Genomic DNA, 13,945 nt, shown 5'->3' on the forward strand with positions numbered 1-13,945 from the left:
AAAGCAAACGATAATTATTATCAATTAAATTGTTAAAAAATATATCCGGAATGCATACTGTGGAGATAAAAAAGCCCGCTCGAGTGAGCGGGCTGAAAGAGAGGAAGCGCGGTTATTGTTTAAATCGTTCCGGGAAATCCATCTCACTGTAGCGAACGAAGCGGGTTCCTTTCGTCAGTTTGTAGCCAAACCAGATGATCAGGAACAGCGGAATACCAATGTAGGTCGCCGTGACGGCACCCCAGTCAATGGTGTCCGCAAGGAAGGCCTCATAGTTCTGACCCAGAGTAATGATCAGGCACAGAACGAAGGCGAAAATCGGCCCCAGCGGGAAGAACCCTGAACGGTACGGCAGGTTATTCAGGTCATGACCCTGCATGACGTAGCCGCGACGGAAACGGTAGTGGCTGATGGCAATGCCCAGCCAGGCGATAAAGCCCGTCATCCCGGAGGTGTTAAGCAGCCACAGGTACACCGTCTGGTTGCCGAACATGGAGGTCAGGAAGCACAGGCCGGCAATCACCGTGGTGGCATACAGCGCGTTGCGCGGTACGCCGCCGCGGGACAGTTTCGAGAAAATGCGCGGCGCTTTGCCGTCGCAGGCCAGGGTATAAAGCATACGGGTGGAGGCGTACATGCCGGAGTTACCCGCCGACAGCACCGCCGTCAGGATCACCGCATTCATTACCGCCGCCGCTGAGAGCAGGCCCGCGTGCTGGAAGACCAGGGTGAACGGGCTGACGCTGATGTCTTTCACGTCGTTACGCAGCAGGCTTGGATCGGTATACGGAATGATCAGGCTGATAATCAAAATAGCGAACACGTAGAACAGCAGGATACGCCAGAACACCTGACGCACCGCGCGCGGAATGTTCTTTTCCGGGTTTTCGGATTCACCGGCCGCGATACCAATCAGCTCCGTGCCCTGGAAGGAGAAGCCGACAATCATCGCCACGCCAATCATCGCCGAGAAGCCCCCGGCAAACGGCGCATCGCCGATGGTCCAGTTACTCCAGCCCGCAGGTTCAGCCCCTTTGAAAATACCCACGATCATCGCCACGCCGACGACGATAAAGATGATGACGGTGGCCACTTTGATCAAAGAGAACCAGTATTCCGCTTCGCCAAAGCCGCGCACGGAGATGTAGTTCAGCAGGAAGATGACGGCGAGGAACAGGGCGCTCCAGATCCAGCCCGGCGTGTCCGGGAACCACCAGGTCATCACCAGCTGCGCGGCGACGAGGTCCACGGCGATGGTGACGGCCCAGTTGTACCAGTAGTTCCAGCCCAGCGCGAAGCCGAAGCCTTCCTCAACGTATTTTTGTCCGTAGGTCGAAAACGAACCTGACACCGGCATGTATGCCGCCAGTTCGCCCAGGCTGGTCATCAGGAAATAAACCATCAGGCCAATCAGGATATAAGAGAATAATGCCCCACCCGGGCCGGCTGCCGAAATCGTTGCGCCAGAGGCAACGAAAAGACCTGTACCGATAGAGCCGCCAATGGCGATCATCGTCAGGTGACGCGCCTTGAGTTCACGACGTAGCGTGGGCGCTTCTGTGGTTTTAGTTTCTGAAACCATGTGAAAATGCTGTCCATTTAATAAATGAGGCGCGATTGTAGCAGACGATCTGCGTTCCTTCCGGCAGAAATACCCTGTTATAAGAGAGCTTCATGACGCGTCCAGGATTATAAGTAACGCATTATTTTTCCCTCTCCCCTTTGGGGTGAGGGGCGCTTTTACATCTCGCAGTAGCGCAGAAAACGCTGCAGCGAACTGGACAGGTGTTTCTGACGATGGTGGATGCACCACAGCGTGCGCACCAGTTTTGGCAGCGGAACAGGGATTTCCACCAGCGATCCGGTCTCCAGCTGTTCGGAAATCACCCGCCGGGAAAGACAGCTGATGCCCAGGCCATGACGCACCGCGTGCTTAATCGCCTCTGAGTTTCCCAGCTCCATTCCCAGCTGGAAATGCGGCAGATGCGACAGCAGCAGGTAGTCGACAATCTCACGCGTGCCGGACCCCTGCTCGCGGAGGATCCACTGCGCCTGCGCCAGCCGCTCCAGCGTCACCTCGCCCTGCAATAACGACGAGGCCGGAGACGCAAACACCACCAGCTCATCCTCCAGCCAGGGCTCGGCAATGATATCGACGTTGTGGCAAGGACCTTCGATAAGTCCGATATCCACGCGGAAATCAATCACCGCGTTGATCACGTCCTGGCTGTTACCCACGCTCATCTCCAGCGGCAGGGTCGGGAAATCCCGGCGGTAGCGGGCAATCACTTCCGGCAGGATGTAGTTGCCGATGGTGCTGCTGGCAAATACGCGGATCGCGCCGTTGTCCTCGCGGAACAGCTGCTCGATTTCAATAGCCTGCTCCAGCAGGGCCAGCGCGCGCGGGTAAAGCAGGCGGCCATGTTCGTTGACCACCAGTCGCTTCCCTACCCTGTCAAACAGCTGGACGCCCAGCTGGCCTTCGAGGTCGGTCAACGCCGCGCTGACGGCAGACTGCGAGAGCGCCAGCATTTGTGACGCCTGGGTCGTCGAGCCGCTTTTCAGCACCTCGGCAAACACTTCCAGCTGACGCAATGTAATGTGCATGGTTGCTTACCACTTATAAAGATTGATTATAAATATATAATCAATTTTATTTTTAAGCCAGCGCGCCGTAACCTTTAGCCAGACAAAGGAGAAGGTTATGTCAGAAATCACCTTACAACATCATCGTACAGTGTGGCACTTCGTGCCCGGCCTTGCGCTCAGCGCCGTCGTCACCGGCGTGGCCTTATGGGGCGGCAGTATTCCGGCAGTGGCCGGTGCAGGATTCAGCGCGTTAACGCTGGCCATTTTGCTCGGCATGGTGGTCGGGAACACCATTTACCCCCACATCTGGAAATCCTGCGACGGCGGCGTGATTTTCGCCAAGCAGCATTTATTACGTCTCGGGATTATCCTTTACGGCTTTCGTCTCACCTTTTCGCAGATTGCGGATGTGGGTGTAAGCGGGATTGCCATCGACGTCCTGACCCTGACCAGCACCTTTTTACTGGCCTGCTTTATCGGCCAGAAAGTGTTTGGCCTGGACAGGCAAACCAGCTGGCTGATCGGTGCCGGGAGCAGTATCTGTGGCGCCGCGGCGGTGCTGGCAACGGAGCCGGTCGTGAAAGCCGAAGCCAGCAAGGTAACGGTTGCCGTCGCGACGGTGGTGATGTTCGGTACCCTGGCGATTTTCCTCTACCCGGCCATGTATCCGCTGGTCGCCCACTGGTTTAGCCCGGAAACCTACGGCATCTATATCGGCTCGACCGTGCACGAAGTGGCCCAGGTGGTCGCGGCAGGACACGCCATTAACCCGGACGCTGAAAACGCGGCGGTGATTGCCAAAATGCTGCGCGTGATGATGCTGGCCCCGTTCCTGATTTTCATGGCCGCGCGGGTTAAACAGCTGGCGCCAGCAGGCGGCAGCGAGAAGAGCAAAATCACCATTCCGTGGTTTGCGATCCTGTTCATCGTGGTCGCTATCTTTAACTCCTTCCACCTGCTGCCGAAAGCGGTGGTGGATATGCTGGTGACGCTGGATACCGTACTGCTGGCGATGGCCATGGCGGCGCTGGGGGTGACCACACACGTCAGCGCGCTGAAAAAAGCCGGTGCGAAACCGCTGCTGATGGCGCTGGTGCTCTTCATCTGGCTGATTGTCGGCGGTGGCGCAATTAACCTCGCGGTCCATAGCCTGATGGCATAAACCACTACATCCTTCTCCTGTTAACCCGCTATCATAGGCATTTCGGGTTAACAGGAGTCCCTTTATGAAATATGTTGGAGCGCACGTTAGCGCTGCTGGTGGCCTTGCGAATGCCGCCATTCGCGCCGCCGAAATTGAGGCGACCGCTTTCGCCCTGTTCACCAAAAATCAGCGCCAGTGGCGCGCCGCGCCGCTCACCGCTGAGGTCATTGACGATTTCAAAGCCGCCTGTGAAAAATACCATTACGGGCCGGGCCAGATCCTTCCTCACGACAGCTATCTGATTAACCTCGGGCATCCGGTGCAGGAAGCGCTGGATAAGTCCCGCGAGGCGTTCCTTGATGAAGTGCAGCGCTGCGAACAGCTCGGGCTGACGCTGCTGAACTTCCATCCGGGTAGTCATCTGATGCAGATTGATGAAGATGCCTGTCTGGCGCGCATTGCCGAATCCATCAACATGACGCTGGATAAGACCAAAGGCGTCACCGCAGTGATTGAAAACACCGCTGGTCAGGGCAGCAACCTCGGCTTTAGGTTTGAACATCTGGCGGCAATCATTGACGACGTGGAAGATAAGTCTCGCGTGGGCGTGTGCATTGATACCTGCCACGCGTTTGCCGCCGGGTATGACCTGCGCACAACCGAGGCCACGAAAAATACTTTCGAGGAGTTCGAGCGCGTTGTTGGCTTTAAATATCTTCGCGGTATGCACCTGAACGATGCGAAAAGCGCGTTCGGCAGCCGCGTTGACCGCCACCACAGCCTGGGAGAAGGCAATATCGGTCACGATGCCTTCCGCTTTATTATGCAGGACGCCCGCTTCGACGGTATTCCGATGGTGCTGGAAACCATCAATCCGGATATCTGGGCGGAAGAGATTGCCTGGCTGAAGGCTCAACAAGCCGCTGAACAGGCGGCATAAAAAAAGCCGGGTTGCATTAGCACCCGGCTTTTTTATTGCTTACTGCTTACGCTGCTTTTGCCACAACTTCCGCTTCCGGACGTTTCAGCACCGCGTAAGACAGGCCTGCCACCAGCGTACCGGCAACAATCGCCAGCAGATAACCCAGTACCGGGGTGATGGCGCCAGGGATCAGCAGGACGAACAGACCGCCGTGCGGTGCCATCAGCTTCGCGCCAATCGCCATGGAGATGGCGCCCGTTACCGCGCCGCCGACGATACAGCACGGCAGAACACGCATTGGGTCACGCGCCGCGAACGGAATCGCACCTTCGGTGATGAAGCACAGGCCCAGCACCAGCGCCGCTTTACCGCCTTCCTGCTGCGCTTTGTCGAACTTACGACGGGCAATAATCGTCGCCAGGCCAAGCGCCAGCGGTGGCACCATACCGGCCGCCATGATCGCCGCCATCGGCGCGTAAGTCTGGGTACTCAGCAGGCCAACGCCAAAGGCGTATGCCGCTTTGTTCACCGGGCCACCCATGTCGGTACACATCATGCCGCCGAGGATTGCGCCCAGCAGCACCGCGTTCGCCGTGCCCATGGTTTGCAGCCAGTGGGTCAGGCCCGCCAGGATACCCGCAACCGGCTTACCAATCAGGTAGATCATCGCCAGACCGACCACCAGGCTGGAGATGAGCGGAATGATCAGGATTGGCTTCAGCGCCTCCATACTCTGCGGCAGCTTCAGCTTCGAGCTAATCAGCTTCGCGACGTAACCCGCGAGGAAACCGGCGATGATACCGCCAATAAAGCCGGAGCCGGTGCTCACCGCCAGCATACCGCCGATAAGACCCGGGGTCAGACCCGGACGGTCAGCAATGGAGAAGGCGATAAAGCCCGCCAGCACTGGCACCATCAGCGCGAACGCTGAACCGCCGCCGATCTGCATCAGCGCAGCCGCAAGCGTCCCTTCTTCTTTAAATGCCGTAATACCAAACGCGAACGACAGTGCGATACACAGGCCGCCCGCAACCACCATCGGCAGCATGTAGGACACGCCGGTCAGCAGGTGACGGTATGCGCCCGCAGACTCTTTTTTCCCTTCGGTCGGCGTTTTTGCTGCACCGGTGGCCTGATACGGTTTGGCTTCTGCCAGGGCCTTATCAAACTCCTGCGCGGTTTTTTTCAGCGCCAGGCCGGTAGAGGTACGGTACATCGGTTTGCCGGCAAACTTCGCCAGATCCACTTCGATATCTGCCGCCACAATCACCAGATCGGCCTCAGCGACCTCTTCCGGCGTAATGGCATTGCCCGCCCCCACGGAGCCACGGGTTTCAACCTTCACCCACCAGCCGCGTTTTTTCGCTTCGGTTTCAATGGCTTCAGCCGCCATAAAGGTGTGCGCCACGCCCGTCGGGCAGGCCGTGACCGCGACAACGCGTTTCGGACCCGAGGCCGCAGCAGGAGCCGCCGCGACAGGCGCGCTGTAGACGGTCGCGTGACCTTTCGCTTCGCTCAGGAACAGTTCCGGGTGTGCCACCGCGCGATTAATATCGCCCAGCCACACTTTTTTGCCGTTCAGCGCGCTGTCAGCGGGAATTTTATCGCCCAGGACAATCGCCAGTTCGGCATCGCCTGGGTTATCAATGATGTCCAGGTGTGCTTTTTGTGCCGCCGCGCCCAGCAGGGTCTTCGCCATGTAGGCGCGAGCCTGTCCGAGACCGGAGTCAATGATCAGCAGCGTTTTCATTATTCCTCTCCTGCTGTTAGTTAAAAGGTTTTAAGTCAACGCGCGCCATCATCGCGGCTAACTGGGTACGATCGGTAATACCGACATTGCTCTGGCTCACGGCCAGGGCTGCAACGGCGGTGGCAAGACGTAACGTATGTTCACTGGATTCACGCATCAGCAGGCCGTAAATCAGGCCGCCAACCATAGAATCCCCTGCGCCAACGGTGCTCACTACTTCCATTGACGGCGGTTTGGCAATCCATTCACCTGAAGCGTTAACCCACAACGCCCCTTCTGCACCCAGCGAGATCACCACGTGAGCAATACCCTGCTCGCGCAGCGCATGGGCGGCCTCAATCACATCTTTTAATTCCGGCAGCTTGCGGCCTGCCCAGATCTCCAGCTCGCGGCGGTTTGGCTTCACCAGCCACGGAGAGGCTTTCAGACCCGCCACCAGCGCATCGCGGCTGCTGTCGAAGATAATGCACGGGCACTGGCTGCGCAGACGCGTCATCCAGTCGGTAAACGCTTCCGGGCTGACGCCGGACGGCAGGCTGCCGCTGACGCACACCATGTCGAACTGGCCCAGCCAGGTCAGGGAGTCGGTCACAAAGCGCTCCCAGTCAGCTGGCGTCACTTCGAAACCGGAGAAGTTAAGATCGGTCACTTCGCCGTCTTTTTCCGTCAGCTTAACGTTGATGCGGGTACGGCCCTGCACGACCTGGAAACGGTTGGCAATGCCCAGCTCGCTGAACAGCTGCTGGAAGCCATCCTGGTTATCTTTACCGAGGAATCCGCCCACGGTGACGTCGATACCGAGATCCTTGAGCACCTTCGCGACGTTAATCCCTTTGCCCGCAGCATGCAGGCCAGTGGTACGCACGAGGTTAACTTCGCCGCGCTCAATTTCCGGGCAAAACCCCACCAGGTCATAAGCCGGGTTCAGCGTAATAGTCGCAACACGTCTGCTCATTATGCGCCCTCCCCCAGACCTGCCGCGATGGCGTCGCCAATTGCTTTCAGCGCCTGTTCAGCATCTGCGCCCTGCGCGGTGAAGCGCAGGCGATGGCCTTTCTTCACGCCCAGCGCGACGACTTTCATCAGGCTGCGGCCGTTGGCCGGTTTGCCCGAACCATCCAGGTTGGTCACGGTAATCTCGCTTTCAAATTGTTTAATGGTGTTGACCAGCATGGTGCCCGGACGGGCATGCAGGCCGTGTTCGTTACGCACCACGAACTCGGCGTTCAGCACGTCGTCCGTTAGCGCGTCGTCGCTGGTCAGCAGCGCCAGCACGGTCGCCGCATCAGCGTTCAGCAGTTTTTCAGCTTTATTGTTCAGCAGCAGATCGCCCAGACGCTTCAGCACCGAAACCGGCTGCTCATCGTTCATCGCCACAGTCACCAGCATGGCTGCTGTCTCGCCCTCAACGTCGAACGCGGTGGCGGCGCGGCTCACTGCAATTGCGCTGCGCAGGTTGCCTTCAGCGCTGTCGTTCAGCCAGATGCCCTGGCCGAGATTCAGCGGTTTATCGTTAATCACGCGCGTCACAAAGGTGGCATCAGCGGCACCCGCTTCTTTCAGGCGACCCGCGTTCAGCGCCTGCAGCGTGACCAGATCGGAGGCCACAACATCCAGCGTCAGCGTGTCGTTATCCAGCTTCAGCGCTTCACTCTGTTTTTCGCCCATCAGCAACGCCCGCAGCTCTTCAGCGGTTGTTGCAGTCTTCAGCTGTTCAGCCACGGAGTCATCGCTCAGGACATGCGTCAGCTGACGCAGCAGGCCTAAATGTTCGTCGCTGCTCGCCGCGATACCGATAGCAACATAAGCCACCTGGCCGTCGCCCCAGAGCACGCCCTGCGGGAACTGATAAACCTTAACGCCGGTTTTCAGCACCTGGTCGCGGGTGTCGGTTGTGCCGTGCGGAATGGCAATTCCATTGCCGAGGAAGGTGGAGGTCTGCTGCTCGCGCGCCAGCATACCGTTTACGTAGCCGTCCGCGACGTTACCCGCCTGCACAAGGGCAGCGGCAACCTGACGAATAGCCTCTTCTTTATCCCCGGCCTGAGCGCCCGGGTGAATATCCTGAACAGATAACTGGAACATGGTTCTCCTCTCCTGCTGAAAGTGAATCGTTTCAGCTTACATGAGAAAAAATGCGCTAGCCTGCTCCGTTTGTTAAAACAAGATAGCGCTGAAACGTTTCAAAAAGTCTTGCGCTTTCTGCAATGGCTTGCAAGAAATGTCGTATTTCCGATATCAGAATTTAGAGATACTGCACATTTCTTCTGCGTTCAGCTAAATTTTGCTGAACTTCAGCAAACCAGTTTCAGCTAAGTTCAGCCAGGTGGGGAGTAAGTTGAAATGCCATTTTGATTTTTCGTGGGGTAATTGACTTCACCCACTGTTTATTTTTTAACTGACGGCGTAAACTCCGCCCCTCTCTGTTACTCGCTAATTATAAAACATGCATAACACCCCTGCGGCCACCGCGCCGAAGCCCTTTGATTTGACGTCAACGGCGTTCCTGATTGTTGCCTTCTTTACGGGCATCGCCGGTGCGTTGCAAACCCCGACGCTGAGCCTGTTCCTGACTAACGAAGTTCACGCTCGTCCGGCGATGGTTGGCTTCTTTTTTACCGGAAGCGCCATCATCGGCATTCTCGTCAGCCAGTTTCTCGCCGGTCGTTCCGACCGCAAAGGCGATCGTAAAAGCCTGATTGTTTTCTGCTGTCTGCTGGGGGTGCTGGCCTGCGTCCTGTTTGCCTGGAACCGTAACTATTTCATTCTGCTGTTCATCGGCGTATTTCTGAGCAGCTTTGGCTCAACCGCCAACCCGCAGCTGTTTGCCCTTGCCCGCGAACATGCCGACCATACCGGGCGGGAAGCGGTGATGTTCAGCTCGATATTGCGCGCTCAGGTGTCGCTGGCATGGGTAATTGGCCCGCCGCTGGCCTACGCGCTGGCGATGGGGTTTGGCTTTACGGTGATGTACCTGAGCGCGGCGGTCGCGTTTGTGGCGTGCGGCGCAATGGTATGGTTTTTTCTGCCGTCAATGCGCAAAGAGCCCAAAGTGGCAACGGGCGTGCTGGAAGCGCCGCGTCGTAACCGCCGCGATGCCCTGCTCCTGTTTGTTATCTGCACGCTGATGTGGGGCACCAACAGCCTGTATATCATTAACATGCCGCTGTTTATTATTGATGAGCTACACCTGCCGGAGAAGCTGGCCGGCATTATGATGGGCACCGCCGCGGGTCTTGAGATCCCGACCATGCTGATTGCAGGCTATTATGCGAAGCGTTTTGGAAAGCGTTTTTTAATGCGCATCGCGGCCGTCGCCGGGCTGCTATTCTACGTTGGCATGCTGACGGTCCATACGCCAGCCCTGCTTCTTGCTTTACAGCTGCTGAACGCCGTGTATATCGGCATCCTGGCGGGGATTGGCATGCTCTACTTCCAGGATCTGATGCCGGGGCAGGCAGGTGCCGCCACCACCCTTTATACTAATACCACCCGCGTGGGCTGGATTATTGCGGGCTCGATGGCCGGTATCGTTGCCGAGATCTGGAACTACCACACGGTGTTCTGGATTGCGCTGGTGATGTGTACGCTGACGATTGGCTGTCTGGCGAGGATCAAGGACGTTTAAGGCGCGGTGAGCGCTTCCAGCTCCAGCAGCCATGTCATTGCCTGCGCGCGCGTGCTGCCGCACATTTCAGCTGATGGCTGAAGCCCGGAACAGACCTTCGGGCGCAGGGGAGACTCAAAGATCATACACAGGTTGGATTCAGAGAGCTGAACGCAGCGGGTATTGGCGGGCTTGCCTTCAGGCATGCCTGGAATGGGGCTTGAAATGGACGGAGCGGTACAGCACGCGCCGCAATCTGGACGACAATCCATACATGCTCTCTCGGTGGCGAACACCCGTACAGTCGGGCATCGGGCGCACAGTAACACCTTTTGCGTATTGATAGCAAAAGCCACGAATTCCACTTGCCTGAAAGGCCGCGCGCGAGTAATTTGGCGCGATATTTTTTACCTCCCGTAGACAGGATTACTGCAATGCCAAGAGCGAACGAAATTAAGAAAGGTATGGTACTGAATTACAACGGCAAATTGCTGATTGTGAAAGACATCGACATTCAGGCACCAAGCGCCCGTGGTGCAGCGACGCTGTACAAAATGCGTTTCGCCGATGTGCGTACCGGCCTGAAGGTGGAAGAACGTTTTAAAGGTGACGATATCGTTGATACCGTGACTCTGACCCGTCGCTACGTTGATTTCTCCTACATCGACGGCAACGAATACGTGTTCATGGATAAAGAAGATTACACCCCGTACATCTTCACCAAAGATCAGATCGAAGAAGAGCTGCTGTTCATTCCTGAAGGCGGTATGCCAGACATGCAGGTGCTGACCTGGGACGGCGTGCTGCTGGCGCTTGAACTGCCGCAGACCGTGGATCTGGAAATCGTTGAAACCGCGCCGGGCATTAAAGGCGCGTCAGCAAGTGCGCGCAACAAACCAGCGACCCTGACCACCGGTCTGGTTGTGCAGGTGCCGGAATATCTCTCCGCTGGCGAGAAGATCCGCATCCATATTGAAGAAAAACGCTATATGGGTCGTGCTGACTGATTATGGCATTTGTCGGGTGGCGGCTTCGCCACCCGACAATTCCGGTTACAGAAGCTCCGGATATTTCGTCATCTTCAGCGCCAGCTCGACCCCTCGCACTTCCGCCATCCCCTTCAGGCGGCCAATCGCCGAATAGCCCGGGTTGGTTTTCTTACGCAGATCGTCCAGCATCTGGTGTCCGTGATCCGGACGGAACGGAATAGGACGCACATCGCCCGCCTGCTTGCGACGCGCCTCTTCAGCCAGAATAGCGTCCACCACCGCCACCATATTCACATCACCGCCAAGGTGCGCCGCCTCATGGAAGGTTTTTGGGTTCTCTTCACGGCAGGTCGCACGCAGATGCGTAAAGTGAATGCGATCGCCAAAGGTTTCTATCATCCGCACGAGGTCATTATCAGCGCGCACGCCGTAGGAGCCGGTACACATGGTAAAGCCGTTATAGATGCTGTCGACCGTCTCTTTCAGCCATTGCATATCTTCAATCGTGGACACGATACGCGGCAGGCCGAGGATAGGACGCGGCGGATCGTCCGGGTGTACCGCCAGACGCACGCCGGCTTCTTCCGCAACCGGAACGATAGCGCGCAGGAAATACGCCATGTTTTCACGCAGCTGGTGCTTATCAATATTGCCGTATTCCGCCAGACGCGCGCGGAACTGATCCAGCGTGTACCCCTCTTCCGCACCCGGCAGGCCAGCAATGATATTGCGGGTCAGCTTCTCTACGTCCGCTTCACTGGCGGCATTGAACCATTCAAGGGCCTGCTGCTGCTCTTCAGCGGTGTAATCCGCTTCGGCGCCCGGGCGTTTCAGAATGTGCAGCTCAAACGCCGCAAAGGCAATCTGGTCAAAACGCAGCGCTTTCGAGCCGTCCGGCATCTGATATTCCAGGTCGGTACGCGTCCAGTCCAGAATCGGCATGAAGTTATAGCAGACCGTATCAATGCCGCAGGCCGCCAGGTTGCGAATGCTCTGCTGATAGTTTGCAATCCAGGTCCGGTATTCCCCGGAATGGGTTTTGATATCTTCGTGAACCGGAATGCTTTCTACCACAGACCAGGTTAACCCCTTCTCCGCCAGCAGCGCCTGACGCTGTTGAATCTCCTCAACTGGCCATACCTGGCCGTTAGGAATGTGATGCAGCGCCGTGACGACACCCGTTGCGCCAGCCTGACGCACATCATCAAGAGAAACCGGATCGTTCGGCCCGTACCAACGCCAGGTTTGTTCCATTGCCTCATCCTCTCAAGTTGTTATACCAATATGGGTTACTGCAATGACGACTACCATACATGTTTGCCGTGAAGGGTCAACACGCCGCCACACATTGATTGATCAAACTCACAGAACGGGGATATTTACGGCTTACCAATTTTATTTGCTGTCATATAACTTTAGACTGACATTGTTAATTAATGGTTAATCAGGTGTGTATTTCATGAAGACAATTGCCTCAACCGCCCTTCCAGCCCAGGTTCAACAACCGCGCTACGATCGTCATCAACTGCGCTCCCGCATCGTCCATTTCGGCTTCGGTGCGTTTCACCGCGCGCATCAGGCATTGTTAACAAACCGGGTGCTGAATGAAAAAGGCGGCGACTGGGGAATTTGTGAGATTAGCCTGTTCAGCGGCGACGTGCTGATGAGCCAGCTGCGCGCGCAGGATCACCTGTTTACCGTGCTGGAGAAAGGTGCTGAAGGAAATCAGCCGATTATTGTCGGGGCCGTACATGAATGCCTGAATGCAAAGCTGGACTCTCTGCCCGCGATAATAGAGAAGTTTTGCGAGCCGCAGGTGGCGATTGTGTCGCTCACCATTACGGAGAAAGGCTACTGCATCGATCCCGCGACCGGTAAGCTGGATTTAAAAAACGCCCGGATCGTCCACGATCTGGAAAATCCCGCTGAGCCGCATTCCGCGCCGGGGATCCTGGTCGAAGCCCTTAATCGCCGCCGCGAGCGCGGCTTGCCTGCGTTTACCGTGCTTTCCTGCGACAACATTCCGGACAACGGCCACGTGGTGAAAAATGCGGTGCTTGGCATGGCGCAAAAGCGCTCCCCGGCGCTGGCGGAGTGGATCGAGGGCCACGTGAGTTTTCCGGGAACGATGGTCGACAGAATTGTTCCCGCCGCGACGGAGGCCTCGCTTGCGGAGATCGCCGACGCGCTCGGCGTTGACGATCCGTGCGCCATAAGCTGCGAGCCGTTTATTCAGTGGGTAGTGGAAGATAATTTTGTCGCCGGGCGTCCGGAGTGGGAAGTGGCGGGCGTTCAGATGGTGCAGGACGTTCTGCCCTGGGAGCAGATGAAATTACGCATGCTTAACGGCAGCCACTCTTTCCTGGCGTATCTGGGGTATCTCGCCGGGTACGCGCATATTAATGAATGCATGGAGGACGCCACCTTCCGCGAAGCCGCCCGGCGGCTAATGCTGGATGAACAGGCGCCTACGCTGCGTATAAAGGATGTCGACCTGACTGCCTATGCCGACAGCCTGATTGATCGCTTTGCTAACCCGGCGCTGCAGCACCGTACCTGGCAAATCGCGATGGACGGTAGCCAGAAGCTGCCGCAGCGAATGCTGGATGGCATCCGCGTCCACCTTGAGCGTAAAACAGAATGGCCGCTGCTGGCGCTGGGCGTCGCTGGCTGGATACGCTACGTCAGCGGGTTCGACGAACGCGGCAACGCGATTGACGTTCGCGATCCCCTCAGCGATAAAATCCGCACGATTGTCGAGGCCAGCAGCGACGCCGACCGCGTCAATGCGCTGCTGGGGCTGAGCGAGGTCTTCGGTCACGATCTCGCGCAAAATAGCGTTTTCGCTGAGGCTGTCAGCCAGGCCTACCAGCGCATCATCCGCCGTGGCGCACGCCAGGCTGTTATTGAAACGTTAAATCTTTAGCGATTATTGCGCTTAATG

Annotated in this window: 12 protein-coding genes; 5 read left to right on the top strand and 7 right to left on the bottom strand. The window is 57.2% G+C overall.

Translation table 11 applies throughout. The annotated features are described in order from the left end of the window. Positions 1 to 112: 112 nt before the first annotated feature. Together IM299_RS07380 and yieE are read right to left on the bottom strand one after the other, a co-directional pair. Positions 113 to 1,582: an amino acid permease gene (locus IM299_RS07380; protein WP_028013865.1), complete on the bottom strand. Its 1,470-nt coding sequence runs from the start codon at positions 1,580 to 1,582 to the stop codon at positions 113 to 115. A 158-nt stretch (positions 1,583 to 1,740) separates the two neighbouring features. Continuing rightward, complete coding sequence (gene yieE, locus IM299_RS07385; RefSeq protein WP_048958058.1) at positions 1,741 to 2,607, bottom strand: DNA-binding transcriptional regulator YeiE; 867 nt, start codon at positions 2,605 to 2,607, stop codon at positions 1,741 to 1,743. Positions 2,608 to 2,704: 97 nt separating this feature from the next. Between yieE and IM299_RS07390 the strand changes: the two genes are divergently transcribed. Continuing rightward, a complete protein-coding gene (locus tag IM299_RS07390) occupies positions 2,705 to 3,751 on the top strand; it encodes a YeiH family protein (protein ID WP_048958057.1) in 1,047 nt (348 codons plus the stop codon). A gap of 64 nt (positions 3,752 to 3,815) precedes the next feature. Continuing rightward, positions 3,816 to 4,673, top strand: a complete 858-nt coding sequence (gene nfo / locus IM299_RS07395; protein ID WP_193357260.1) for a deoxyribonuclease IV — start codon at positions 3,816 to 3,818, stop codon at positions 4,671 to 4,673. Positions 4,674 to 4,719: 46 nt separating this feature from the next. On the opposite strand, the gene fruA is transcribed toward nfo, so the two are convergent. The 3 genes from fruA to fruB are packed head-to-tail and all read right to left on the bottom strand — an operon-like array spanning position 4,720 to position 8,490. Further along, positions 4,720 to 6,405, bottom strand: a complete 1,686-nt coding sequence (gene fruA / locus IM299_RS07400) for a PTS fructose transporter subunit IIBC (protein ID WP_028013869.1) — start codon at positions 6,403 to 6,405, stop codon at positions 4,720 to 4,722. Positions 6,406 to 6,421: 16 nt separating this feature from the next. Further along, a complete protein-coding gene (gene fruK, locus IM299_RS07405) occupies positions 6,422 to 7,360 on the bottom strand; it encodes a 1-phosphofructokinase (RefSeq protein ID WP_010433510.1) in 939 nt (312 codons plus the stop codon). Then, complete coding sequence (fruB, locus tag IM299_RS07410) at positions 7,360 to 8,490, bottom strand: fused PTS fructose transporter subunit IIA/HPr protein (RefSeq protein ID WP_193357261.1); 1,131 nt, start codon at positions 8,488 to 8,490, stop codon at positions 7,360 to 7,362. Before fruB ends, fruK begins: the two co-directional genes overlap by 1 nt. 361 nt (positions 8,491 to 8,851) lie before the next feature. On the opposite strand from fruB, the gene setB reads away from it, so the two are divergent. Further along, positions 8,852 to 10,033 carry a sugar efflux transporter SetB gene (setB, locus tag IM299_RS07415; protein WP_045259727.1) on the top strand — a complete coding sequence of 394 codons (1,182 nt, stop codon included), beginning with the start codon at positions 8,852 to 8,854 and terminating at the stop codon, positions 10,031 to 10,033. On the opposite strand, the gene IM299_RS07420 is transcribed toward setB, so the two are convergent. Then, a complete protein-coding gene (locus tag IM299_RS07420; protein ID WP_028013872.1) occupies positions 10,030 to 10,284 on the bottom strand; it encodes a YkgJ family cysteine cluster protein in 255 nt (84 codons plus the stop codon). The two genes, setB and IM299_RS07420, sit on opposite strands and share 4 nt — an antisense overlap. A 162-nt stretch (positions 10,285 to 10,446) precedes the next feature. On the opposite strand from IM299_RS07420, the gene yeiP reads away from it, so the two are divergent. Continuing rightward, positions 10,447 to 11,019: an elongation factor P-like protein YeiP gene (yeiP, locus tag IM299_RS07425; protein ID WP_008500940.1), complete on the top strand. Its 573-nt coding sequence runs from the start codon at positions 10,447 to 10,449 to the stop codon at positions 11,017 to 11,019. 45 nt (positions 11,020 to 11,064) lie between these two features. Here yeiP and uxuA read toward each other — a convergent pair whose 3' ends face one another. Beyond that, a complete protein-coding gene (uxuA, locus tag IM299_RS07430) occupies positions 11,065 to 12,255 on the bottom strand; it encodes a mannonate dehydratase (RefSeq protein ID WP_193357262.1) in 1,191 nt (396 codons plus the stop codon). 205 nt (positions 12,256 to 12,460) lie between these two features. On the opposite strand from uxuA, the gene IM299_RS07435 reads away from it, so the two are divergent. Continuing rightward, positions 12,461 to 13,927, top strand: a complete 1,467-nt coding sequence (locus IM299_RS07435) for a mannitol dehydrogenase family protein (RefSeq protein WP_193357263.1) — start codon at positions 12,461 to 12,463, stop codon at positions 13,925 to 13,927. The last annotated feature ends 18 nt before the right edge of the window (positions 13,928 to 13,945 follow it).

The organism is Enterobacter cloacae complex sp. P47BA, from assembly GCF_014930485.1.
In the GTDB taxonomy this organism is placed as follows: Bacteria; Pseudomonadota; Gammaproteobacteria; order Enterobacterales; family Enterobacteriaceae; genus Enterobacter; species Enterobacter bugandensis.

What these genes read in the sequence shown, in the direction of transcription:
- nfo (WP_193357260.1), top strand. Translation starts at nt 3,816, where the DNA reads ATGAAATATGTTGGAGCGCACGTTAGCGCTGCTGGTGGCCTTGCGAAT.
- IM299_RS07380 (WP_028013865.1), bottom strand. Translation starts at nt 1,582, where the DNA reads ATGGTTTCAGAAACTAAAACCACAGAAGCGCCCACGCTACGTCGTGAA.
- yeiP (WP_008500940.1), top strand. Translation starts at nt 10,447, where the DNA reads ATGCCAAGAGCGAACGAAATTAAGAAAGGTATGGTACTGAATTACAAC.
- fruB (WP_193357261.1), bottom strand. Translation starts at nt 8,490, where the DNA reads ATGTTCCAGTTATCTGTTCAGGATATTCACCCGGGCGCTCAGGCCGGG.
- fruK (WP_010433510.1), bottom strand. Translation starts at nt 7,360, where the DNA reads ATGAGCAGACGTGTTGCGACTATTACGCTGAACCCGGCTTATGACCTG.
- IM299_RS07390 (WP_048958057.1), top strand. Translation starts at nt 2,705, where the DNA reads ATGTCAGAAATCACCTTACAACATCATCGTACAGTGTGGCACTTCGTG.
- IM299_RS07435 (WP_193357263.1), top strand. Translation starts at nt 12,461, where the DNA reads ATGAAGACAATTGCCTCAACCGCCCTTCCAGCCCAGGTTCAACAACCG.
- yieE (WP_048958058.1), bottom strand. Translation starts at nt 2,607, where the DNA reads ATGCACATTACATTGCGTCAGCTGGAAGTGTTTGCCGAGGTGCTGAAA.
- fruA (WP_028013869.1), bottom strand. Translation starts at nt 6,405, where the DNA reads ATGAAAACGCTGCTGATCATTGACTCCGGTCTCGGACAGGCTCGCGCC.
- IM299_RS07420 (WP_028013872.1), bottom strand. Translation starts at nt 10,284, where the DNA reads ATGGATTGTCGTCCAGATTGCGGCGCGTGCTGTACCGCTCCGTCCATT.
- uxuA (WP_193357262.1), bottom strand. Translation starts at nt 12,255, where the DNA reads ATGGAACAAACCTGGCGTTGGTACGGGCCGAACGATCCGGTTTCTCTT.
- setB (WP_045259727.1), top strand. Translation starts at nt 8,852, where the DNA reads ATGCATAACACCCCTGCGGCCACCGCGCCGAAGCCCTTTGATTTGACG.